Genomic DNA, 20,525 nt, shown 5'->3' with positions numbered 1-20,525 from the left:
GCAATCGGTAATTCTCCTACAAGCAGGCCTGCGATAGCCCTGACGTCCAGCCAGGGCCGACACCGTCAGAACAGCCTGGCTACAGTACCTACAGTCGATTCATCCCCCACTTTTCAGCGCTATCCGGCGCTATGGAAATCACGGATTGAGGAGACTGTCATGTTGCACTACGCCATTGTCTTTTTTGTCATTGCCTTGATAGCTGCCGTATTTGGCTTCGGCGGCATCGCCGCCGGAGCCGTCGGCATCGCCAAAATTCTGTTCATTGTTTTCATCGTCATGGCCGTGATCAGCTTTGCCGTAAGCCTGATCAAGAAATAAACACCACCGGTAACACCAAATACCCTGCAATACCGACCGGTGCATTGCACAAACAGGCGGTATTCGCCATCATCAATCCCGCCGCTGCTTACAGCGGGAGCCATATAAGCAATGACCATGCCTGTCGCAGGCTTGCGACAGTGCGTTTTTTGGGAGATCAAGCTGATGAGTCAAGCCGATAACAACGCCAGGTCCGTAGTGGAAGAGATCAAGGCCTCGGCCAAGGACGTGGCAAGCAATGCCAAGGGCGCCGCCGAAGAGGTACTAGACTCCGCCAAGAACACGGCCCACAAGGCTGCCAGCGCAGCCCAGGATGTGGCCACAGACGTCAAGGATGCCGCCCAAGACGCGTATCGCAGCACGCGACGCACCGCCTCCGAAGCCATTGATGAAGCGGGCCGCAATCTGCGCGATGCCGAAAGCGAATACAACCGCCAGTTGATTGACGATCTGGCCACTCGCGCCCAGGATCTGGCCGAGCGCAGCATCAATTTCTGGGCCGACAACTCGCACAAGGCGCGTCGCCAGTTCCAGACGGCGGCCGACGCCACCACACGTTATGTGTCCGAGCAGCCAGGCCGCTCCATGCTGATTGCAGCGGCCACCGGCGCAGCCATTGCCACGGCCTTCATGCTGGGCCGCAGCCGCAGAAAGTGAATCTGATGCCGTTGCCGCAGGCACGCCTGTGACTCTGCGGCACTGGCTTCATCGATAGTTTTTCAACCGCAAAGGAGCTTCATGAAACCAATGATCCGAACTCTCGCTTTCGCTGCCGTCACTGGTATTGCTGTGTTGGGAACCACCGCTTGCTCGGTGGCCCGCAACCAGCAAAGCGTAGGCTCTTATGTGGATGATGCGGGCATTACCACGGCAGTCAAAGCCAAGATGGCCGAGGACAAGAGCGTCTCCGCAACCTCCATCAGTGTGGAAACACTCAACGGCACGGTGCAATTGTCCGGCTTTGCCAAATCTGATGCGGAAAAGGCCCGCGCAGGCGAGATTGCCCGTACTACCAAGAATGTGCGCGAAGTGCGCAACAGCATTGTGGTGCGCCCATAAAGATCGGCCCGATAGCGCCCTCGTCGGGGCGCATGCCCGGGCCTCTTGAAAAAAGCCGGCATACATGCCGGCTTTTTTTTGGCAAAGCCCTGACTTTGCCGCAGCCGATCCACCAGACCTTAAAGTAAAGCCCATGCAAGTATTCAACTGCGATGCCTGCGGCCATCTGGTTTTCTTTGACAGCCTGCAGTGCTTGCACTGCGGGGCGCAGCTTGCCTTCCTGCCAGACCAGTTGCGCGTTGCCGCCGTCCAGCCCTTGCATTACCGCTTGTGCGCCCACCGCCATAATCTCAATCTGTGCAATTTCGCCATAGAGACCCATGACGCACATACGCTGTGCGTATCCTGCCGCCAGACCGAGTGGCTACCGGATTCCAGCAACCCGGCCAATGAATTGCGCTGGGCCAAGATCGAGATGGCCAAGCGCAGGCTCTACTACACGCTGGCCAAGCTGGGCCTGATGGATGATGACTGGCAGCCGCGCTTTTCCTTGCTGGCCGATATGCCGGGCGCACCGCCGGTGATGACCGGCCACTACAGCGGCATGATCACCCTCAACGTCGTCGAAGCCGACGATGACGAACGTGCCAAACGCCGCCTGGCCCTGCATGAGCCCTACCGCACGCTGATCGGTCATCTGCGTCACGAATGCGGACATTTTTACTGGGAAAAACTGATAGCAAACAGCCCTTGGCTGGAGCTGTACAGAGCGTTATTCGGCGATGAGCGCCAAGACTATGGCCATGCCTTGCTAAGCCATTACAACAAAAACCCCTTCGATATCGGCTGGCAAACCGCCCATGTCAGCGCCTACGCTACCTCCCACCCCTGGGAAGACTGGGCCGAGACCTGGGCGCACTATCTGCACATGATGGATCTTCTGGAAACTGCGGCCAGCTACCGAATGCAGATGACGGTGCCTGAGATTCCGCCCAGCCCCACATGGCAGATGCGCGACCCCCTGGCGCTGCCCACGCCCAGCTTTGACGTTGTGCAAGCCCAGTGGGTGCCTTTGACGCTGATCCACAACAGCCTCAATCACAGCCTGGGCCATGGCGATGCCTACCCGTTTGCCACGTCTGCGGGTGCCTGGGCCAAGCTACGCTTTGTGCACGAAGTGCTGACCCAGCGCAGAGCGCAGGCGCCGGCCTGAAACCATTAGCTCGTACGACCCACCTTGGCCATCAGGCGGTCATGCACCCCCTTGGAGACGAATTTATCCACCTCGCCGTTGAGCGTCGCAATCTCGCGCACAAAGGTGGAACTGATGAACTGGTAGCGGTCGCTGGGGGTGAGAAACACGGTTTCCACCTCAGGCATCAAGGTGCGGTTCATGCCGGCGAGCTGGAACTCATAGTCGAAGTCCGTCACGGCTCGCAGGCCGCGCACCATGGCCTTGGCGCCGCGCGAGACCACAAAGTCGCGCAGCAGGCCGTCAAAGCTCTGTACCTGCACCTGGGGATAGATCGCCACCGCCTCGCTCACCATGGCCATGCGCTCTTCCAGGTTGAACAGGGTTTTCTTGTGATGACCTGCCGCCACCGCCACGATGACCTGGCCAAACAGTTGCGTGGCCCGACGCACCACATCTTCATGTCCCAGCGTGATGGGATCAAAGGTTCCGGGATACACGGCAATCAGGTCCTGACTCATGGGAAGTTGTCTCCTTGCTGGCATGGGTTGCGGCAATGCTTTGCCACATGGAAAAACCGCATTATGCATTCAGCCCTCCGAGCCGGTTCGGCAGGGCTGAGGTTCAGCAAAACCTCATAAAAAAAGAGCCGCTAGCGCTTGTATATCAAGCACCAGCAGCTCTTCATTCAATAGTAAAAACTACAGAGAATTCCGCTCAGGGCAGCTTCTTGAGCAAATGGGCATGCACGGCCCCGGCCTTGAGGTAGCGGTGCAGCTCCAGTCCCAAGGGCTGCAACTGCTCCTCGCCCCAGGCCTCGGGACCTTCCAGATAGATGAAGCCGCCATCGTTAATGGCCTGGGCCGCAGCCTTGACGGCCGCTTCGAACATGTCGACCAGATCGAAAGGCGGGTCCAGCAGCACCAGATCCTGGCCGCTGATGGATTTGAGGCAGCTCAGCCCATCGCCGCGCTGGACCTTCACAGCCTTGGCATCAAGCTGCTCGCGCAGGCGCTGCAGCTGCTGCACCAGGGCCGCATCCTGCTCGTTCATGACCACGCTGCTGGCACCGCGCGACGCGGCTTCAAAACCCAGAGCCCCCGTGCCGGCAAAGGCATCCACGCATTTCCAGTTGGTCAAATCCTGGCCCAGCCAGTTGAACAGCGTCTCGCGCACGCGGTCAGGCGTGGGGCGCAGTCCGGGCTTCTGGGCCACGGGCAGGCGCGTGCGGCGCCACTGGCCGCCGATGATGCGGATTTCGCCATTGCCGGCGGCTTTCTTGGCCGGGGCTACCGGCTTGCCGCCCTTGGTCAGCGCCGTTTCCTGCGCCTTGCGCTCGGCCTCGTTGATCATCTTGTCCAGCGCCTTGCGGCCTGCGGGGGTGTGGAGCTTGATGGCACTGCGGCTCATGGCTTGGCTCCCAGGGTCACGGTCACCATACGGTCGGGTTGAATCATGCGCTGCATAGCGTCTTTCACATCTTTGGTTGTCAGAGCCTGGACGCGATCCGTCCAATGCTCCAGGTAATCCAGCGGCAGGCCGTTCCAGGCGATATTGGCCACGTTGCCCAGCAATTTCCGGTTGCTGTCGATGCGCAGGGCAAAACCGCCGATCAGATTGTCCTTGGCCGCTTTGAGTTCTTTCTCGGTCGGGCCTTCGGCCACGAATTTGCGCAACACGTCCTGCGAGATCTTCAGCGCCTGCGCTGCCTGATCCGGGCGGGTCTGCAAAGCGATCTTGAAGGCACCGCGATCCAGCCCCGGAGAATAGTCGCTATAGACGCCATAGGTCAGGCCACGCTTTTCCCGCACCTCTTCCATCAGGCGCGAGGTAAAACCGCCCCCGCCCAAGATGTGGTTGCCCACCATCACGGCCAGAAAGTCCGGATTGTTGCGGGCAATGCCGGGCTGGCCTATCAGCACCTGGGCCTGAGCCGATTCAAACGGAATATTCTCGGTCTTGGCTTCGCTCAGATCCGCCACCTTGGGCACTGGAGGCAGCGGGGCGCAATCATTGCCGTTGGCCGCCTGCAAAGGGCCTAGCAACTGTTTCACCAGCGTATCGGCCTGCTCGCGGCTGACGGCCCCCACCACGCTGACCTTGGCACGGCAGGCCGCAATCAGCTGGCGGTGAAAGGCCTGCATGGCCGAGATATCGATGCGCGCCAGGCTTTCGCCCGTCACCTCATTGCCATAGGGGTGGCTGCCGAAGATGTCTTTGCGAAAAGCCTTGGCGGCCACGGTGCCGGGGCGGGTGGCGGCTTCCTTGATGGCGGCGGCCCAACGCTCGCGGTCGCGCTGCCAGACGGCCTCGGGCCAGCTGGGCGTAGCCATCTGGCGCGCGGCCAGGGCCACGGCTTTTTGCAGCAAATCGGGCTCGGTCAGGGAGCGCAGGCCGTAGGTGAAGCCGTCACGACCGGCATTGGCACCAAAGCTGGCGCCCAGATCAGCCCAGGCCTGGCCCAGGCCGTTTTCATCCAGCGCCGGCTGATCGCCGGTGGCCTTGACGCCCTTGGAGGCCATCATGGCCACGGAAGCAGCCAGGCCGTTCTGCTCCTTGGGGTCGCGGCGGGAGCCGGCGTCAAAATCCAGCTGCACATCCACCATGGGAATGCCGGGGCTTTGCACCAGCCAGACCTGGGCTCCGCTGGGCTGGGTCCAATGCTCTATCGGCAGCAAGGCCCAGGCGGATTGAGTCATCAATCCCATTCCAATGCCCATGAATATTGCGCTGACAGCTATCTTTTTCATACTCTTCATAAACTTCTCCAGCCGCGCTCAGTGAACCGGTCCACCGGCGTCGGCCTTGCCGGACAGGGGGCGCTGCGGCTTGCCGCCGGCAGGCAGAGGCTGGGGCACCAGGGTGCCCACCGTCAGCTGATCATCGCCAAAGTACTTGGCGGCCACGGCCTTGACCTCGTCCGAAGTGACTTTCTTGAGTGCGGCCAGCAGCTTGTCTTCGGCATCCAGCGGCATGCCCTGCACCCAGTAGCTACCCAGGCTCTGGGCCTGGCCCATCACCGAATCGCGCTCATAGACATTGGAGGCCATCCACTGGGTCTTGACGCGGGCCAGCTCCTCGGCCTGCACGCCCTCCTGGGCAATTTTCTGAATCTGCTCGCGCAAGGCGGCCTCCACCTCGGCCGGCGTCTTGTCCTTGGCCGGCACGCCGGTCAGCATGAACAGGCTGGGCCCGCGGCCCATGATGGAGGCCGAGCTGCCGGCACTGTCGGCCACGCGGCCGTTCTTCTGGCCTTCACCTTGCACCAGGGCGCGCTCCAGGCGAGCGCCATCATAACCGTCTAGCACGGCGGACAACACCAGCAGCGCCAGCGCATCCTTGTCGCCCTGATCCAGGTTTTCCACATGGTTGAGCGAAGGTACGCGATAGGCCATGGCGACTACCGCCTGCTCGGCAGGCTGCTTGACTTCGATGCGGCGCACGCCGATCTGCACCGGCTCGGTGCGCGGCTTGCGCACGGGCACGGCGCGGGCGGGAATGCTGCCGTAGTATTTTTCGGCCCAGGCGCGCACCTTGGCCACGTCCACATCGCCTGCTACCACCAGCGCTGCATTGGCGGGCACATACCAGCGCTTGTGGAAGTCACGCACATCGTCGGGCGTCATGGCATCCAGATCGCTCATCCAGCCCACGATGGGGCGGTGATAGGGCGAGGCGATGAAGGTGGCGGCCATCAGCTGCTCCATGAGCACGGCACGCGGCTGGTCTTCGGTGCGCATGCGGCGCTCTTCCTTGACCACTTCAATCTCTTTCTTGAATTCCGCATCGGGCCACTGGTTGTTGGCAAAGCGATCGGATTCGAGCTTCATCACATCTTCCAGGCGGCTGGACGGAATCTGCTGGTAATAGCCGGTGTAGTCGCGGCTGGTAAACGCATTTTCCTGCCCGCCCAAGGCCGCCACGCGGCGCGAGAATTCGCCGGGCTTCACCGTCTTGCTGCCCTTGAACATCATGTGCTCCAGCGCATGGGCCACGCCCGAGGTACCGTCGACCTCGTCGATCGCGCCCACCCGCAGCCACAGCATATGCACGGCCGTGGGGGCGCGCCGGTCCGGCTGCACAATCAGCTGCATGCCGTTTTTCAGCTTGAACTGCTGCACGGCGGCGCTGGCGGAAACCGGGGCCGCAGCACTTGCGACCGCAGGCTCGGATTTGGACAATGCATTGGGTGCAGCCAAGGCTGCCCCAGCGCTTAAACAGGCCATTAAGCCCAGTACAGGGAGTGCACGTACATGTTTCATAGAATGATGTGATTCTAAGAACCCGCCAATGTTCAGTTTTTTCAAGAAAAAGCCCAATCCGCCCAGTGCGGCAGAAAACGTGCCCGTTGCAGAAACTGCAGCGGCGCCCGCCTCCCCGTCTCCGGTTCAAAGCGACGCCCAGCCACCCAACCTGAAGGCGCAAGCCCCACAGGCGACAAGCTCAGAGGATAAGCCAGGGGCAACAGCCCCGGTGCCTGCTGAGGCTCCCGAGGTCAGCCAGGGCTCCAGCTGGTGGCGCAAGACCTTTGGCGGCAAGTCCGAGCCAGCGGCCGATTTTGTCGCCGCGCCCGAGCCCACCGCCAAGCCCGAAGCCGCCAATGCCAGCCGCCAAAGCTGGACCGAGCGCCTCAAGGCAGGCCTGCGCAAGACGGGCTCCAGCATCGCCACCGTCTTCACCGGCACGCAGATCAACGATGCGCTGTACGAGGAGCTGGAAGATGCGCTGCTGATGGCCGACACCGGCGTCAAAGCCACGCAGCACCTGCTCAATGACCTGAAGCGCCGCGTCAAGGAGACCAAGACCACCGAGCCGGCAGCCGTCAAGGCCTTGCTGGCCGACGCCCTGGCCGATCTGCTGGCCCCGCTGGAAAAACCGCTGGTGATTGGCGAGCACACGCCCACCGTCATCATGGTGGCCGGCGTCAACGGCGCAGGCAAGACCACCTCTATCGGCAAGCTGACCAAGCACCTGGCCGACGAAGGCCAGAGCGTGCTGCTGGCCGCCGCCGATACCTTCCGTGCCGCTGCGCGCGAGCAGCTCGGAGTCTGGGCCAATCGCAACACCGTGGAAATCGTCAGCCAGGAAGGCGGCGATCCTGCTGCCGTGAGCTTTGATGCGGTTTCCGCCGGCAAGGCCCGCAAAAAAGACGTGGTGCTGGTCGATACCGCAGGCCGCCTGCCCACCCAGCTGCACCTGATGGAAGAGCTGCGCAAGATCCGGCGCGTGGTGACCAAGGCCGATGGCTCGGCCCCGCACGAGGTGCTGCTGGTGATTGATGGCAATACCGGCCAGAACGCTCTGACCCAGGTGCGCGCCTTTGACGATGCGCTGCAGCTGACCGGCCTGATCGTCACCAAGCTCGACGGCACGGCCAAGGGCGGCGTGCTGGCCGCCATTGCCCAGGAGCGCCCGATTCCCGTCTACTTCATCGGCGTGGGCGAGAAGATCGAAGACCTGGAAACCTTTAGCGCCAAGGAATTTGCCCAGGCCTTGTTGTCCTGAAAAAATACAAATTCGATAGCTTCAAGCGCTTGATGGATATGCGCTTCAGGCCGATTTGATACAAAAAAAAGGAGTGCTTTGGGCACTCCTTTTTTCATTCAGGGCTGAATCTGGGCTTTGAGCCACTTGGCATAGTCCTGCAGGCAGCGCTCGGTACGCATGGTGATCTGCGGCACCTCATAGCTGTGCTGCTCATGAATCAGCCGGGTGAGCCGGGGCAGCGCATCGGGCAGGGTCTTGAAAATCAGTCGCCACTCGGGCGTGTTTTGCATCACGCCGTCCCACATATAGCAGGAGTTGATGCGCTCGGACTGGACGCAGGCGGCGGCCTTGCCCGAGACAATGGCGCGAGCCATGTCTTCGGCAGCTTCGGCACTGTCCACCGTGGTGACGACCACGCACAGCGTGGCCCACTGGTTGTCACGACTGTCCTGGCCGGAAGCGGCAGGAGAGGGCTTGCTGGAGGTAGGGGTGCTCATGGTCGCCCAGTCTAGGGCCAAGCTCCGTTCGCTGCATAGCCGCATACACGCACATACGTTTTTTTCCGAATGCACTCACCAGGACTTGGGTGAACCCCTGTTCAATGCTTGGGTGCCGGATACAGACCCAGCTGCTGGGCGCGCAGCCGGGTCAGGCCAAGCAGCGCATCGGTACAAGGCGTGGCCATGCCGCACAAAGCGCCCATCTCGCGCACCGCGCCCACCAGCGCATCCAGCTCCACAGGCTTGCCCGCTTCCACATCCTGCAGCATAGAGGTCTTGAAGCCGCCCAGCTTCAGCGTCACCTGGTGGCGATCCTGGGGCGAATCCGCAATCGGCAGGCCGATACGGGCCCCGATTTCCTTGGCCTCCAGCATCACGGCCGTGATGAAGTTGCGCACCAGCTCGTCGCCCAGAATCTTGTCCGTGGTCGCCCCCGTGATGGCACTGACCGGGTTCATGGTCATATTGCCCCAGAGCTTGTACCAGACTTCGCGCTGAATGTGCTCGGAGAGCTTGACCTCCAGAGCGCCCTGGCGCAGCAGCTCGGCCAGCGCCAGCAGGCGCTCCGTAGGCCGTGCGCCAGCTGCGGCCATGGGCTCGCCCACGATGATGCTGTTGCCAAAATGGCAGCGCACCACGCCGGGAGCATCCAGCGAGCAACTGGCATGGACCACCGAGCCGATCACCTGAGAGGTAGGAATGGCGTGCGCAATCTCACCGCCCGGGTCCACGGTCTGGAGCTGCAGGCCTTGCAGGCTGGCATCCACACCGCCGGCCAGAAACCACCAGGGCACGCCATTCATGGCGGTCAGCACCAGGGTCTGCGGACCTATCAGGGGTGCGATCTGCTTGGCAACTTCAGGCATGGCCGGGGCCTTGACGGCAATTACCACCACGTCCTGCACGCCCAGCGCCGCCGGGTCCTGCGCGGCGCGCACGGCCACGGTCTCGCGTTGATCGCCGTGCACCAGCGTCAAGCCGTTTTGCTGCAAGGCCGCCAGCGTCTGGCCACGTGCCACCGCGCTGAGTTCACAACCGGCCTTGGCCAGTGATACACCCAGCCAGCCGCCAATGGCGCCGGCGCCGTAAATACATGCTTTTTTCAGACTCATCACCACACTCCGCTTACAAATCCAGATAGCTGCTGTCGATCCGATTCACGCGCCGCACCAGATGGTCGAACACATCGCGGGGGCCGCCGTGATCGTCGTTAAAGGTCAGCGAGTCCGCGTTGCAGCGCGCAGCCGTGGCCTCGCCAATCATGCGCGGCGCACCCATGGCCAGCGTGGCCAGTTGCACCTCACAGGCGCGCTGCAGCGTCCACAACACGGCAAAGGCCTGGGGCAGATGGCTGCCCCAGCTCAGCAGGCCATGGTTGCGCAGAATCACCGCCTTGCAGCGGCCTATGCTTTGCAGCAGGCGCGGGCCTTCACCGGCATGGATGGTGATGCCTTCAAAGTCGTGATAAGCCACCATGCCATGCAGCTGGGCGCTGTAGAAATTGCTCTGACTCAGGCCGTTCTCCAGACAGGCCACGCCCATGCCGGCCGTGGTGTGGGTATGCATCACGCAGTGCGCACCCTCCAGGCCATCGTGAATGGCCGCATGCACCACAAAACCGGCCGGGTTGACGGGATGATCCGAATGGCCGACCACCTCGCCCCTGACGTTGATACGCACCAGATTGGCTGCCGTGACCTCGCTGTAGTGCAAACCAAAGGGGTTAATGAGAAATTGCTTTTCGCCGCCGGTCACGCCGTCCGGCAGGCGCACGGTGATGTGGTTGTAGATCAGCTCATCCCAGCCCAGCATGGCAAAAATTCGGTAGCAGGCAGCCAGCTCGCGGCGTGCGCTGATTTCATCGGGGTGCATGGTCGGTCTCCGTGGTTGTTATCAAAACAAGAGCATTCAGCGCTTACGGTTCAATGGCTAGAGAGCTGTTTGGCTTTGAATCCGCGCTTTGCTGCGAGGCCTGGGCATCAATGGCCTCGGCGGCCTGCATCAGCTTGGCCATGATCTGATTGAGAGACTCGCGTTCCTGCCGCGTCAGCGCATTGAGCAGCGCGGCCTGAAACGGTCTGGCCTGGGCCAGCACGCAGTTGAAGTGGCTCAGCCCTTGCGACGTCAAGCTCAGCAGATGGCGGCGCGCATGCTGCGGGTCCACCCGGCGCTGCACCCACTGGCGCTCAATCAGCGGTTGCAGGCTGCGGCTGATCTGCGCCTTGTCGATCAGGCTGATGCGCGCCAGCGCCCCGGCATGGCTTTCACCATGCTGCTGCAGCAGACCCATGAGGCGCCATTCGACCAAGCCCACGGAAGTGACCGGCGCAATATAGTGACGCGTCACCTGCATCTGCAGCGCATTGGCCAGGGCCATGAGTTTGAAAGTCAGAAACTCGTCCAGCGGCAAGCTCTGGCTGCAGACGGTCTCTTGGGAAGCGGAATCGGAGCTCATGGCAATGCGATGGATAAAGCAGATGAAAGATGCCGGCCAGATCGACCCTGGATCGGCCTCTGCACACGCGCCCATGTGATTCACATGTGCACAAAACGCAATGCATCTTTACTCAATGTTGATTTATCAACATCGGTATCAACCCCAGAGACTCAGGCGACGCAGCCCCGCCTTTGAAGATGCAAAAAGGCCGGCCGGGCATGCTGCCCGCCGACCTTTGCCTGGATGAACCGCCAGCTAGCTGAGCGACTGAATGGGCAAGGCCCTGATCCGCTTGCCCGTGGCCGCAAAAATGGCATTGGCAAATGCCGGAGCCACGGCAGGCAGCGGCGGCTCGCCCACGCCGCCGGGCGGCACCTCCAGGCTGTTGCCCACCAGATGGCAGCGAATCACGCCGGGCTGCTCGGCGTGGCGCAGCACCACATAGTCGTGGAAGTTGCTTTGCCTGACGCGGCCTTTCTCGAAGCTGATCTCGCTGCTCATGGCCAGACTCAATCCCATGATGACACCGCCCTCCATCTGCGCACGAATGCGCTCGGGGTTGATCTGGGGGCCGCAGTCCAGCGCCGTATCCACGGCCACCAGCTTGATGCCGCCCTTGGCATCGACGGCCACCTCGACCACCACGGCCGAGTAGCTCATGAAGCTGTAGCAAAAGGCCAAGCCCAGGCCATGACCTTTGGGCAGTCTTCTGCCCCAGCGCGCACCGCGTGTCGCCGCTTCGATCACGGCACGCAAACGGCCGGTGTCATAGGGATAGAGCGTGGGCGATTCGCTGTAATTCCAGTCGTCGCCCAGGTCGACAGGGTTGATCTTGCGCGCCGGACCTATCAGATCCAGCGCGTAACGCTTGTGGTCCCTGCCCGCACGGTGGGCCAGCTCGGCAATAAAGCACTGGGCCGCAAACGCATGGGGAATGTTGTAGACCGAGCGAAACCAGCCGATGCGGGTATGGGCTGCCACCTCGCCGGTTTCTATGCGCACATGGGGAATCTGATAGGGCATGTTGATGGCCGACATGGCCATCTCCATGCTGCTTTGCCCCTTGGCCCCCAGCTGAAACAGCGAGCCGATCGTGGGCGCTGCCGTGCGGTGCAACCAGGTGATGGGCATGCCGTCGCGGCCCAGCACGGCTTCCAGCCGCTCGGCCGAGACGGCGTGATAGAAGTCGTGCTGGATATCGTCCTCACGCGTCCACACCAGCTTCACCGGCGTGCCCGGCATGGACTGGGCAATCAGCGCAGCCTCTACCGCAAAGTCGGGCTTGGACTTGCGACCAAAGGCGCCGCCCAGCAGCAACACGTTGACCGTCACCTGCTCGGGCTTCAGGCCCAGAAAGCTGGCCACCAGTTTTTTGGCGGTTTCCGGGTCCTGCACCGAAGTCCAGATCTCGCAGCGACTCTTGTCCGCCGCGACCAAGGCCGTGGCCGCCGGCGGCTCCATCGAAGCATGGGCCAGATGGGGAATGTAGTAGTCGCCAACCACCCGTTTTCTGTCGCCCGCTGCCTTGACCGCAGACTCCAGATCGCCATTTTTGCGCACCAGCTTGCCGGGGCTGCTGGCGGCTTTTTCCAGCAGTTTGCGGTATTTGACGGAGTCGTAGCTGGCGTTCTCCCCCTCGTCCCAGTTCAGCTCCAGCGCCTTGCGGCCCTGCATCGCCGCCCAGGTGTTGGAGGCCACGACGGCCACGCCCCCCAAAGGCTGAAACATGGGAGCGCCCTTGTAGCCCGGTAGCTCCAGCACCTTTTTCACGCCCGGCATCTGCTTGACATGATCGCTTTTGTAGCTGCGCAGCCTGGCACCCAGCACCGGCGGTCTGGCCACCACGGCATAGACCATGCCCGGCAAGCGCATGTCCTGGCCGTACACGGCCTTGCCACGGCCTATGTCCACCAGATCCACCGCCGCAACCTGGCCCTTGCCGATGTAGCGAAAATCGGCGGCGCTCTTCAGCCGCAGCGCATCGCCCCTGGGCACGGGCTGCTTGGCGGCATCGATAGCCAGAGGGCCAAAACCCAGGCGCTTGCCGCTGGGCGTATGAATCACCTCATGCTGCACGGCCCTGACCTCCTCCACCGGCACGTCCCAGCGAGCTGCGGCTGCAGCCTCCAGCATCTGGCGCACGGCAGCGCCCACGCGGCGCATGGGCCCAAGAAAGTGGCGCATGCTGCGCGAGCCGTCCACGTTCTGGTTGCCGTACCTGGCCTCATTGGCCTGGGCCTGAACGACCTTGACCCGCTCCCAGCGCGCTTCCATCTCATCGGCCACCACCATGGGCAGACTGGTACGCACGCCGGTGCCCATTTCGGCCCGGTGAGCCACGATGATCACCGCACCATCGAGGGCGATCCCCACAAAGGCCAGAGGATCATCGACCGTACCGCCAGGCATGGAGTCCGCGCCATACGCCTTGGGCTGCTTGGCCGCATCCTGGGCAAAGACCCAACCGCCGTGGCTGACGCCCAGGCTGAAGACCAGGCCTGCGCCGCCCTGCAGCAGGCTACGACGGCTGATGTCGAAGGTGTCAAAAAGGTCTTGCATTTACTTCACCCCCACGGTCAAAAGCCTGGATGCCAGCTTGACCGCCGCATGAATCCGTGGATAGGTGCCGCAGCGGCAGATATTGCCGCTCATGGCTTCGTCGATCTGCTTGTCGCTGGGGGCCGACGTTTTCTTGAGCAAGCCCACAGCCGTCATGATCTGCCCGGCCTGGCAGTAGCCGCACTGGGCCACACCCAGCTCCACCCAGGCGGCCTGCACGGCCTTGCCTACGCGGTCGGACTCCATGCCCTCGATGGTGGCCACCGCCTTGCCCTGCACCGCAGACAGCGGCGTGATGCAGGAGCGGATGGGCTCCCCGTCCAGGTGCACGGTACAAGCTCCGCACAAGGCCATGCCGCAGCCAAACTTGGTGCCACACAGGCCTAGCTCATCGCGCAGCACCCAGAGCAAAGGAGTTTCCTGCGCCACATCGGCCGACTGCGTCTGGCCGTTGATCTGGAGATTCGTCATGGAGGCTTCTTTCTTGGAGTGGGGAGAGCTGAGCCCGAACAAGTCCGCACCCAGCATACAAATCCCTTGCCCCATTCGCAAAACCCGGACGACAGCCTGTCAGCCTGCGCAAGTGTGAACACAGTCGAAACAAGTATAAAAACCGCCTTCCTCGCTTATCCATCATTCGTCAGAAGCTATATATTCAATAGCAAAAACCAGATCGACGGCGCTTCCCATCAGCATCTGCCGTGAAAGCGGGACTGCATCCAGCGCCATGACCCGGACCTCGGGCCACCCCAAACAAGCACCAAGAAAACAACAACCGCGCTCGTGCCTTGCGTTCATGGAGGCTGCAGCTATTTCATTTTCGCCATCAATCAACAATAATTCTCATTCTCAAATAAACCATTGCCTGTATCTTGTCCCAGCTCTCAAACGCCGCATCCGACGTAGCCGCGCTCTACGGGGATCACCATCCCTGGCTTCTGGGATGGCTGCGGCGCAAGCTGGGTGGCTCCGATCACGCGGCCGACCTGGCGCAAGACACGTTCGTGCGGGTGCTGACGGCCCAGACAGAGCAGCGGGATTTGGTCTTGCGCGAGCCGCGCGCCTATCTCACGACGGTGGCGCGTAATCTGCTCATCAACCATGTGCAGCGCCTGTCTCTGGAGCATGCCTGGATGGATGCCATGGCGCAATTGCCCGAGCCCATGGCGCCGTCGCCCGAGCAGCAGTTGCTGATTCTCGAGACTCTGTATCAGATCGATGCCATGCTGAACGGCTTGCCGCCCAAGGTTCGCGAGGCTTTTCTGCTGTCTCAACTGGATGGCCTGACTTATGCGCAAGTGGCGCAGCAGCTGGGTGTCACGGATCGCACCGTCAAGCGCTATATGGCCCAGGCGTTCGCGCAGTGCATTTTGCTGGCGATCTGAGCCATGGCCTCATCCTCCTCTCCTGCAGAAGTTGATCCACGCGTGGCGCTGCAAGCAGCCGAGTGGCTGGTGCGGCTGCAAACCGAGGGGAACAATGCTGCCCGTCAAGCCGAGCTCATGCGCTGGCGTGCCTCGGACCCGCGCCACGAGATGGCCTGGCAGCGCGCAGAGCGGGTGCTTGGCAAGCTCAGCGCCAGCCGAGCCGGTGCCGATATCAGCGCCGACAACCGGCTAGGAGCCTTGAGTGCTGCCGCACTGCGCGAGTCCAGCCGCACACAGCGGCGCATGGCCACGCGCCTGCTGGCCGCAGCCATTGTGGCAGGACCCGCCGGCTATGCCAGCTGGCGCCTTGCGCCGTGGAACGAGTGGTCGGCCGATCTGCGTACCGCGACCGGCGAACGGCGCGAAGCAACCCTGGCCGACGGCAGCAAAATCCAGCTGGATACCGGCAGCGCTGTCGATCTGGCGTACTCCGCCACGGAGCGCCGTCTGATTCTGCGCGCCGGTGCCGTCTGGGTTCAGACGGCAACCGATCACGCGCAGCGCCCTTTTCTGGTGCAGACCAGCGAAGGCACGGCTCGCGCCCTGGGAACGCGCTACACCGTGCGCATGGAACCAAGGTCCAAGGGCGCGGTGCCAAGCTCGCTAATTGCCGTGCAACAAGGTGCAGTGGAGATCATCCCTGCCAATGGCGGCATGGCCGTGCGCCTGGATGCAGGAAGCCAGACACGTATGACGGCCGAGCATATAGACCTGCCCGAGCCCGCCAGCCTTGCCGCCGACGGCTGGGCATACGGCGTGCTGTATGCAGAAAAAACACCGCTCAGCGTATTTACGGCCGAACTCTCGCGCTACCGGCCCGGCATTGTGCGCTGCGATCCTGCGGTCGCGGCCTTGCCGGTCAGCGGTGCCTTTCAGCTGCGCAATACCGATGAAGCCCTGATGGCTCTGGCGGCCTCCCTGCCCGTGAGAATTCTGCAACGCACCCGCTACTGGGTCACCATCGCTGCGCGCTGAAGTTTTCGTATTTTTTTGCGCTTGCATGTCCCCTTTTGACGAGTCGCCGGTCATACCCATAAGACAAGCAATTCATCGGCGTTTCTTCAAAAGGACTTTTCTCCATGGCCCCGGCACAGCGTATCTCCAGACATGCGTTCGCAACCTCGATTTCCCTCGCAGGATTCAGGCATAGCTCCCTACAGGCGGCGCTGATTTTGCTTCTGGGTGCTTCTGCTGCCGGCGTGGTTCAGGCACAGCCGGCCTCCAGCGCCAGCAGCGCACCGGCTCAGCGTGAATACAGCATTCCCCAAGGGCCGCTGAGCCAGACCTTGTCTCGTTTTGCCGGCGAATCGGGCGTGACGCTCTCCGCTGATTCGACGCTGACAGGCGAGTTCCAGTCACCGGGCCTGAACGGAAAGTTTGCGGTGGCCAGCGGCTTCGCCCAGTTGCTGCGCGGCACGGGACTTGAAGCCGTGCAGACCAGCCCTGGCATCTTTGTGCTGCGCAAAAGCAATATCTCTCTTCCTGCGGCAAGCGCCGCCGCTCCCAGCCTGGCCGAAGTGCTGGTGACCGCGCCTGCGGAAACCTCGACCTTCTCGGAAGACACGCACTCGTACGCGGCACAGACCATCACCATTGGCAAGAGCGCACAAAGTTTGCGCGAGATACCGCAGTCGGTGTCCGTCGTGACGCGCCAGATGCTGGAAGACCAGAACATCCAGAGCCTGGATGACGCCATGCGCACCGTGCCCGGCGTGACCGTGGAGCCCGGCAGCACGGGAGGCAACCACGGCAACTTCTATCTGCGCGGCTATGCCGTGGATACCGTGCAGATCGACGGCGTGAACACGCCGGCCAGCACCGGCAATGACCTGTCCACCGGCTTCGGCATGGCCATCTATGACCGTATCGAAGTGCTGCGCGGCCCTGCAGGTCTGTTCCAGGGCGCGGGCGACCCCGGGGGTTCCATCAACCTGGTGCGCAAGCGCCCCAAGGCAAAGGCGGAGTTCAACACGCAGCTGTCTGCCGGTTCCTGGAACCGCTATTACGCCGAAGCCGACATGACCGGACCGCTGAGCAGCGACGGGCGCATTCGCGGCCGCCTGGTCACCGCCTATCAGGATCACGGCTCTTTCGTGGACCATGTGTACTCCAGAAAACCCCTGGTCTACGGCGTGGTGGAGGCCGATCTCACACCATCCACCATGCTCACGACCGGTGCGAGCTATCAGGAATACAAGGGTCGCCCGGCATTCGGCCTGCCCGCCTATCCTGACGGCAGACTGCTGGACATTCCGCGCTCCAGCTATCTGGATCCGATCTGGAACCACATCACCGAACGCAACACCGAATACTTCGCAGAGCTGCAACACCGTCTGGACAATGGCGGACAGATCAAGCTCAGTGCCACCTATCGCGAGCAGGACGAGCCCTCGCGCCTGTTTGGCTGGTCGGATTGTGCCGCCGACCCGGCCACCGGCGACAGCTGCCTCATCAGCTGGGCCTATCGCAGCCACTGGAAAACGCATGGACTCGATGGCTTCATCACCACTCCCTTCAGCGCCTTCGGCTCTGCCAACAACGAGCTGACCGTAGGAGCGGACTACCGCAAGGTGCACAAAAATTTCCAGTACGGCGGCGGCAACGATGCACCCATCAACATCTTCAACCCGGACAACAACATCCCACAGCCGACGAATTACAGCTTCTCCAACGGCAATGACAACCGCACGGAGCAATATGGCCTCTACGGACGCGCCAATCTGCGTCCGGCCAGCGGCGTGCTGCTCAGCCTAGGTGGGCGCATGAGCTGGTGGGACAACCATGCCGTCAACCGCAACGCCTATTTCAATCAGTTCTCGGAGACCAACACCCGCATCAGCGGCAAGTTCACGCCCTATGCCGGCCTGGTGCTGGATCTGAACGAACAGCTGTCCGCCTACGCCAGCTACACGCGCATTTTTGCGCCGCAGACCGCCAACGATGCCGCAGGCAATACGCTGCGCCCCCGTGTGGGCCAGCAGTTCGAAGCCGGCCTCAAGGGCGAATGGCTGAACAAGCAAGTCAACGCCCGCGCCGCCATCTTCCGCATGGAAGACACCAACCGCGCGATGACGGATCCCGCCAATCCACTGTTCTCCGTTGCCTCCGGCAAGATGCGCAGCCAGGGAGTGGAAGCCGAAGTCAACGGCCGTATTGCGCCAGGTTGGAATTTGTCCGTGGGCTACGCCTACACCCAGACCAAGACGCTGGAAGGCACACCGGACGAAAAAGCCCAGCTCTACACCTTCATTGCACCGCGCCACAACTTCAATCTGTGGACGCGCTACCAGTTCGGGGCAGGTGCCCTGGAAGGCTTCAGCGTGGGTGGCGGCCTGCGCAGCACCAGCCGCATGTACCGCCTCAACGGTGACGTGAAATTCTCCCAAGGCCCCGTCACCACGGCGGCACTGCAAATCGGCTACCGCTTCAACAAAAACCTGGAAGCGACACTGACCGTCAACAACCTGTTCGACAAGGTGTACTACCAGCGCGTGTGGGCCGCCTACGGATCCAACTACTTTGGCGAACCGCGCAATGTGATGGTCACGCTGCGCGGCAAGTTCTGAGCCGGCGTCAGGGCCGCATCGGCCCCTGAAGGATCACTCTCCGGGCCGGCCCTGCTGCTTGCGCAATGCCGTTGCCCGGCGCGCATGCTCGGACTCGCCAGGCCTGCCTAGGCTGCGGTGCAAGGCAGCCAGATTGTCCAGCAGCGGCAACAGGCGCGCATCGCTGCGGCCCACGGCCTGCTCCATCAGTCCCAGTGCCTCGGTAAACATGGGCTGCGCCTCCTTGAAACGACGCTTGCGGTAGGCCAAACCGGCCAGGCCGTTAAGCGCTCCGGCTTGCCCCAGCAAGGCCTCAGACCTGTCTTGGCTGCGGTACAACACCAGTGACTCGGCATACAGCGTCTGCGCCGTATCCTCCTGACGCATGGCCTCGGCCATGCGTGCACGACTGGACAGCAGATGCGCCTGCCACAGGACATCTGGCGCATGCTGACTGGCGATGGCTTGCGCCTGCTCAAACAATGCATAGGCTTGTACATAGTCCTTGCTCTGCGCCTGCCACAGTCCCAGTTCGTTGAGCACCTGGGCCAGCACCAAGGCCTGCGGAGCCTGCTCCGTCAGGATGACTCTGGCGCGCTCGTATTCTGCGGCGGCCTGCGCATCTTTATCCTGCCGACTATGCAGCCCGGCCTGCGCCAGCAGGATGGGCACCAGATTGGTGCTGCTAGCGCCTGCCTTTTCCTGCAGAGCCAGTGCCTGGCTCAATGCCTGCTGCCCCTCCTGCAGCCTGCCTTGCTGCTCCAGGCTTTGCGCCAGCGTCAGCAGGCCTTGCACACGGGTCGCAACATCGGTCTGAGCCGCTCCATCGGCCAGCAAGGTCGATAGTTGCCGCAGATAGGCCTGCGCCTTGTCATGTTCGCTCAGACTGGCATACAGGCTGCTCAAAGCCTGCAGCGTCTTTTCGCGCAGCGCCAGTGAAGTGGCGTCCAAAGGCAGGGCCTGCGCGACATCCAGACTGCGCTGATAGCTTTGCAACGCCTCGCGCGGCTGCTGCATGTTCTGCTGCACATTGCCCAGATTCCAGGCCACCGATGCAGTATTGGCATGCGTGCCCAGGCTGGCCTGACTCAATTCCAGCGCCTTGGTCAAAGACCGCACGGCTTCGGCATTGCGGCCCTGAGCTTGCTGGATCAGGCCCAGCAAATTCAGACTACTGGCCATGTAGGGCTGCTGACCCTGACGCTGCTGCTGTGCCAGCTCCAACGCCTGATGTGCGCTTTGTTCGGCAGGGCCATAGGCCTTGTCCGCCTGCTGACGCATGGCTTTGTCATAAAGGCTCTGCCACTGCGCAGTCTGCGCCAGCAGTGGCGGGCTTGCCATCGAGCCGGCCAGCAATGCAAGCACCGCCAGGGATTGCACCAGCCCTGGCCTAGACATGGATCTGGCAATGCGCATGCACATAGTCATGCACCTTGCGGAAAGCCGCCTGCGCAGCTTCAACAGCGCGCGCCCTGGCAATATCGTCAAGCTCTACGGCATCAAGCTGAGCACTGAATTCTTTCCAGCTCAGCGCACGCCCCTGGTCATGCGGAGCCAGATGACGCGCGCCGAAGTCGGCATTCAGCTCCAGCGCTGCAGCAGCCTTGAGCAAAAAGGCCGCGCCCAAGTTGGATCCCTGCTCCACATATAGCCAGCCGAGAGCCGAGGCCAGATCCACGTCAGTGGCTTCGGCAAACTCTGGTGCATCCAGATTCTGCGGCAGGGTTTTGTCCAGGTCGTTCAGGTCCTGGACGACGGCATTCAGGCGCTGGCGACCGGCCAGTCCGGGCAGCAGGCGGTTCAGTTCTTGGTTGGCAAACAGTGCCGCCACATCACGGTGAAAGCGGTACTGCACCTGCAAAAAATCTGCATAGCGCTCGCGGCTGGAAAAAGGCTTTGCAGCCATGATGCGCTTGTCCAGCGTGCCATGGCTGGTACGGGAAGCAGAGCGCAGAGCAGCGCTCAGCCCCGTGGCTTCGATGCTTGATGTACTCATCGGGAATGTGCTTTCAATAAAAGGCGGGCACCGGCCCCTCAGGATCCGATGCCCGCCGACGC

Annotated in this window: 21 protein-coding genes; 8 read left to right on the top strand and 13 right to left on the bottom strand. The window is 62.2% G+C overall.

The genetic code is table 11. The annotated features are described in order from the left end of the window. Positions 1-159: 159 nt before the first annotated feature. The 4 genes from ACNAZA_RS18110 to ACNAZA_RS18095 all read left to right on the top strand — a co-directional run bounded on the left by ACNAZA_RS18110 (position 160) and on the right by ACNAZA_RS18095 (position 2,533). Positions 160-321, top strand: a complete 162-nt coding sequence (locus ACNAZA_RS18110; protein WP_120971374.1) for a DUF1328 domain-containing protein — start codon at positions 160-162, stop codon at positions 319-321. A gap of 165 nt (positions 322-486) precedes the next feature. Continuing rightward, positions 487-978: a hypothetical protein gene (locus ACNAZA_RS18105; RefSeq protein ID WP_415797922.1), complete on the top strand. Its 492-nt coding sequence runs from the start codon at positions 487-489 to the stop codon at positions 976-978. An 81-nt stretch (positions 979-1,059) separates the two neighbouring features. Beyond that, positions 1,060-1,380, top strand: a complete 321-nt coding sequence (locus tag ACNAZA_RS18100; protein ID WP_415797921.1) for a BON domain-containing protein — start codon at positions 1,060-1,062, stop codon at positions 1,378-1,380. A gap of 133 nt (positions 1,381-1,513) precedes the next feature. Next, positions 1,514-2,533, top strand: a complete 1,020-nt coding sequence (locus ACNAZA_RS18095) for a zinc-binding metallopeptidase family protein (protein ID WP_415797919.1) — start codon at positions 1,514-1,516, stop codon at positions 2,531-2,533. Positions 2,534-2,538: 5 nt separating this feature from the next. Here ACNAZA_RS18095 and coaD read toward each other — a convergent pair whose 3' ends face one another. The 4 genes from coaD to ACNAZA_RS18075 form a co-directional block, all read right to left on the bottom strand. Then, positions 2,539-3,033: a pantetheine-phosphate adenylyltransferase gene (gene coaD, locus ACNAZA_RS18090; RefSeq protein WP_415797918.1), complete on the bottom strand. Its 495-nt coding sequence runs from the start codon at positions 3,031-3,033 to the stop codon at positions 2,539-2,541. 196 nt (positions 3,034-3,229) lie between these two features. Then, positions 3,230-3,922, bottom strand: a complete 693-nt coding sequence (gene rsmD / locus ACNAZA_RS18085; protein ID WP_415797917.1) for a 16S rRNA (guanine(966)-N(2))-methyltransferase RsmD — start codon at positions 3,920-3,922, stop codon at positions 3,230-3,232. Further along, positions 3,919-5,271 carry a M16 family metallopeptidase gene (locus ACNAZA_RS18080; RefSeq protein WP_415797916.1) on the bottom strand — a complete coding sequence of 451 codons (1,353 nt, stop codon included), beginning with the start codon at positions 5,269-5,271 and terminating at the stop codon, positions 3,919-3,921. Before ACNAZA_RS18080 ends, rsmD begins: the two co-directional genes overlap by 4 nt. 18 nt (positions 5,272-5,289) lie before the next feature. Beyond that, entirely contained in the window at positions 5,290-6,738 is a 1,449-nt protein-coding gene (locus tag ACNAZA_RS18075; protein ID WP_415797942.1) for a M16 family metallopeptidase, read from the bottom strand. Between the two features lie 64 nt (positions 6,739-6,802). Between ACNAZA_RS18075 and ftsY the strand changes: the two genes are divergently transcribed. Beyond that, a complete protein-coding gene (gene ftsY, locus ACNAZA_RS18070) occupies positions 6,803-8,017 on the top strand; it encodes a signal recognition particle-docking protein FtsY (protein ID WP_415797915.1) in 1,215 nt (404 codons plus the stop codon). Between the two features lie 98 nt (positions 8,018-8,115). On the opposite strand, the gene cutA is transcribed toward ftsY, so the two are convergent. The 7 genes from cutA to ACNAZA_RS18035 all read right to left on the bottom strand — a co-directional run bounded on the left by cutA (position 8,116) and on the right by ACNAZA_RS18035 (position 14,329). Beyond that, complete coding sequence (gene cutA / locus ACNAZA_RS18065) at positions 8,116-8,496, bottom strand: divalent-cation tolerance protein CutA (RefSeq protein WP_415797914.1); 381 nt, start codon at positions 8,494-8,496, stop codon at positions 8,116-8,118. A gap of 101 nt (positions 8,497-8,597) precedes the next feature. Beyond that, positions 8,598-9,611 (bottom strand): 2-dehydropantoate 2-reductase, encoded by a 1,014-nt coding sequence (locus tag ACNAZA_RS18060; RefSeq protein WP_415797913.1) that lies wholly within the window; start codon positions 9,609-9,611, stop codon positions 8,598-8,600. Positions 9,612-9,624: 13 nt separating this feature from the next. After that, positions 9,625-10,371: a class II aldolase/adducin family protein gene (locus ACNAZA_RS18055; protein ID WP_415797912.1), complete on the bottom strand. Its 747-nt coding sequence runs from the start codon at positions 10,369-10,371 to the stop codon at positions 9,625-9,627. 43 nt (positions 10,372-10,414) lie between these two features. Beyond that, positions 10,415-10,954 carry a MarR family winged helix-turn-helix transcriptional regulator gene (locus ACNAZA_RS18050; protein WP_415797911.1) on the bottom strand — a complete coding sequence of 180 codons (540 nt, stop codon included), beginning with the start codon at positions 10,952-10,954 and terminating at the stop codon, positions 10,415-10,417. Positions 10,955-11,191: 237 nt separating this feature from the next. Then, a complete protein-coding gene (locus tag ACNAZA_RS18045; protein WP_415797910.1) occupies positions 11,192-13,495 on the bottom strand; it encodes a xanthine dehydrogenase family protein molybdopterin-binding subunit in 2,304 nt (767 codons plus the stop codon). Then, complete coding sequence (locus tag ACNAZA_RS18040; RefSeq protein ID WP_415797909.1) at positions 13,496-13,966, bottom strand: (2Fe-2S)-binding protein; 471 nt, start codon at positions 13,964-13,966, stop codon at positions 13,496-13,498. It abuts the gene before it with no gap. Between the two features lie 162 nt (positions 13,967-14,128). Further along, positions 14,129-14,329, bottom strand: a complete 201-nt coding sequence (locus tag ACNAZA_RS18035) for a hypothetical protein (protein ID WP_415797908.1) — start codon at positions 14,327-14,329, stop codon at positions 14,129-14,131. Between the two features lie 35 nt (positions 14,330-14,364). Between ACNAZA_RS18035 and ACNAZA_RS18030 the strand changes: the two genes are divergently transcribed. From ACNAZA_RS18030 to ACNAZA_RS18020, 3 genes are all read left to right on the top strand, one after another. Beyond that, positions 14,365-14,880 (top strand): sigma-70 family RNA polymerase sigma factor, encoded by a 516-nt coding sequence (locus ACNAZA_RS18030; RefSeq protein WP_415797941.1) that lies wholly within the window; start codon positions 14,365-14,367, stop codon positions 14,878-14,880. Positions 14,881-14,883: 3 nt separating this feature from the next. Next, complete coding sequence (locus tag ACNAZA_RS18025; RefSeq protein WP_415797907.1) at positions 14,884-15,897, top strand: FecR domain-containing protein; 1,014 nt, start codon at positions 14,884-14,886, stop codon at positions 15,895-15,897. Between the two features lie 104 nt (positions 15,898-16,001). Beyond that, positions 16,002-18,488, top strand: a complete 2,487-nt coding sequence (locus tag ACNAZA_RS18020; protein ID WP_415797906.1) for a TonB-dependent siderophore receptor — start codon at positions 16,002-16,004, stop codon at positions 18,486-18,488. Between the two features lie 33 nt (positions 18,489-18,521). Here ACNAZA_RS18020 and ACNAZA_RS18015 read toward each other — a convergent pair whose 3' ends face one another. Both ACNAZA_RS18015 and ACNAZA_RS18010 read right to left on the bottom strand, forming a co-directional pair. Further along, positions 18,522-19,883: a tetratricopeptide repeat protein gene (locus ACNAZA_RS18015; RefSeq protein ID WP_415797905.1), complete on the bottom strand. Its 1,362-nt coding sequence runs from the start codon at positions 19,881-19,883 to the stop codon at positions 18,522-18,524. Continuing rightward, positions 19,858-20,463, bottom strand: coding sequence for a biliverdin-producing heme oxygenase (locus tag ACNAZA_RS18010; RefSeq protein ID WP_415797904.1), 606 nt, complete (start codon positions 20,461-20,463; stop codon positions 19,858-19,860). The genes ACNAZA_RS18015 and ACNAZA_RS18010 overlap by 26 nt, the downstream gene beginning before the upstream one ends. Between the last annotated feature and the right edge of the window lie 62 nt (positions 20,464-20,525).

This window comes from Comamonas aquatilis, assembly GCF_965139575.1.
GTDB lineage: Bacteria > Pseudomonadota > Gammaproteobacteria > Burkholderiales > Burkholderiaceae_C > Comamonas > Comamonas aquatilis.
This window is presented reverse-complemented; position numbering and strand designations above follow the sequence as displayed.

Coding starts and splice junctions, on each gene's coding strand:
- ACNAZA_RS18015 (WP_415797905.1), bottom strand. CDS start 19,883: ATGCGCATTGCCAGATCCATGTCTAGGCCAGGGCTGGTGCAATCCCTG.
- ACNAZA_RS18110 (WP_120971374.1), top strand. CDS start 160: ATGTTGCACTACGCCATTGTCTTTTTTGTCATTGCCTTGATAGCTGCC.
- ACNAZA_RS18080 (WP_415797916.1), bottom strand. CDS start 5,271: ATGAAGAGTATGAAAAAGATAGCTGTCAGCGCAATATTCATGGGCATT.
- coaD (WP_415797918.1), bottom strand. CDS start 3,033: ATGAGTCAGGACCTGATTGCCGTGTATCCCGGAACCTTTGATCCCATC.
- ACNAZA_RS18045 (WP_415797910.1), bottom strand. CDS start 13,495: ATGCAAGACCTTTTTGACACCTTCGACATCAGCCGTCGTAGCCTGCTG.
- ACNAZA_RS18010 (WP_415797904.1), bottom strand. CDS start 20,463: ATGAGTACATCAAGCATCGAAGCCACGGGGCTGAGCGCTGCTCTGCGC.
- ACNAZA_RS18095 (WP_415797919.1), top strand. CDS start 1,514: ATGCAAGTATTCAACTGCGATGCCTGCGGCCATCTGGTTTTCTTTGAC.
- rsmD (WP_415797917.1), bottom strand. CDS start 3,922: ATGAGCCGCAGTGCCATCAAGCTCCACACCCCCGCAGGCCGCAAGGCG.
- ACNAZA_RS18060 (WP_415797913.1), bottom strand. CDS start 9,611: ATGAGTCTGAAAAAAGCATGTATTTACGGCGCCGGCGCCATTGGCGGC.
- ACNAZA_RS18020 (WP_415797906.1), top strand. CDS start 16,002: ATGGCCCCGGCACAGCGTATCTCCAGACATGCGTTCGCAACCTCGATT.
- cutA (WP_415797914.1), bottom strand. CDS start 8,496: ATGAGCACCCCTACCTCCAGCAAGCCCTCTCCTGCCGCTTCCGGCCAG.
- ACNAZA_RS18050 (WP_415797911.1), bottom strand. CDS start 10,954: ATGAGCTCCGATTCCGCTTCCCAAGAGACCGTCTGCAGCCAGAGCTTG.
- ACNAZA_RS18100 (WP_415797921.1), top strand. CDS start 1,060: ATGAAACCAATGATCCGAACTCTCGCTTTCGCTGCCGTCACTGGTATT.
- ACNAZA_RS18075 (WP_415797942.1), bottom strand. CDS start 6,738: ATGGCCTGTTTAAGCGCTGGGGCAGCCTTGGCTGCACCCAATGCATTG.
- ACNAZA_RS18025 (WP_415797907.1), top strand. CDS start 14,884: ATGGCCTCATCCTCCTCTCCTGCAGAAGTTGATCCACGCGTGGCGCTG.
- ftsY (WP_415797915.1), top strand. CDS start 6,803: ATGTTCAGTTTTTTCAAGAAAAAGCCCAATCCGCCCAGTGCGGCAGAA.
- ACNAZA_RS18055 (WP_415797912.1), bottom strand. CDS start 10,371: ATGCACCCCGATGAAATCAGCGCACGCCGCGAGCTGGCTGCCTGCTAC.
- ACNAZA_RS18040 (WP_415797909.1), bottom strand. CDS start 13,966: ATGACGAATCTCCAGATCAACGGCCAGACGCAGTCGGCCGATGTGGCG.
- ACNAZA_RS18105 (WP_415797922.1), top strand. CDS start 487: ATGAGTCAAGCCGATAACAACGCCAGGTCCGTAGTGGAAGAGATCAAG.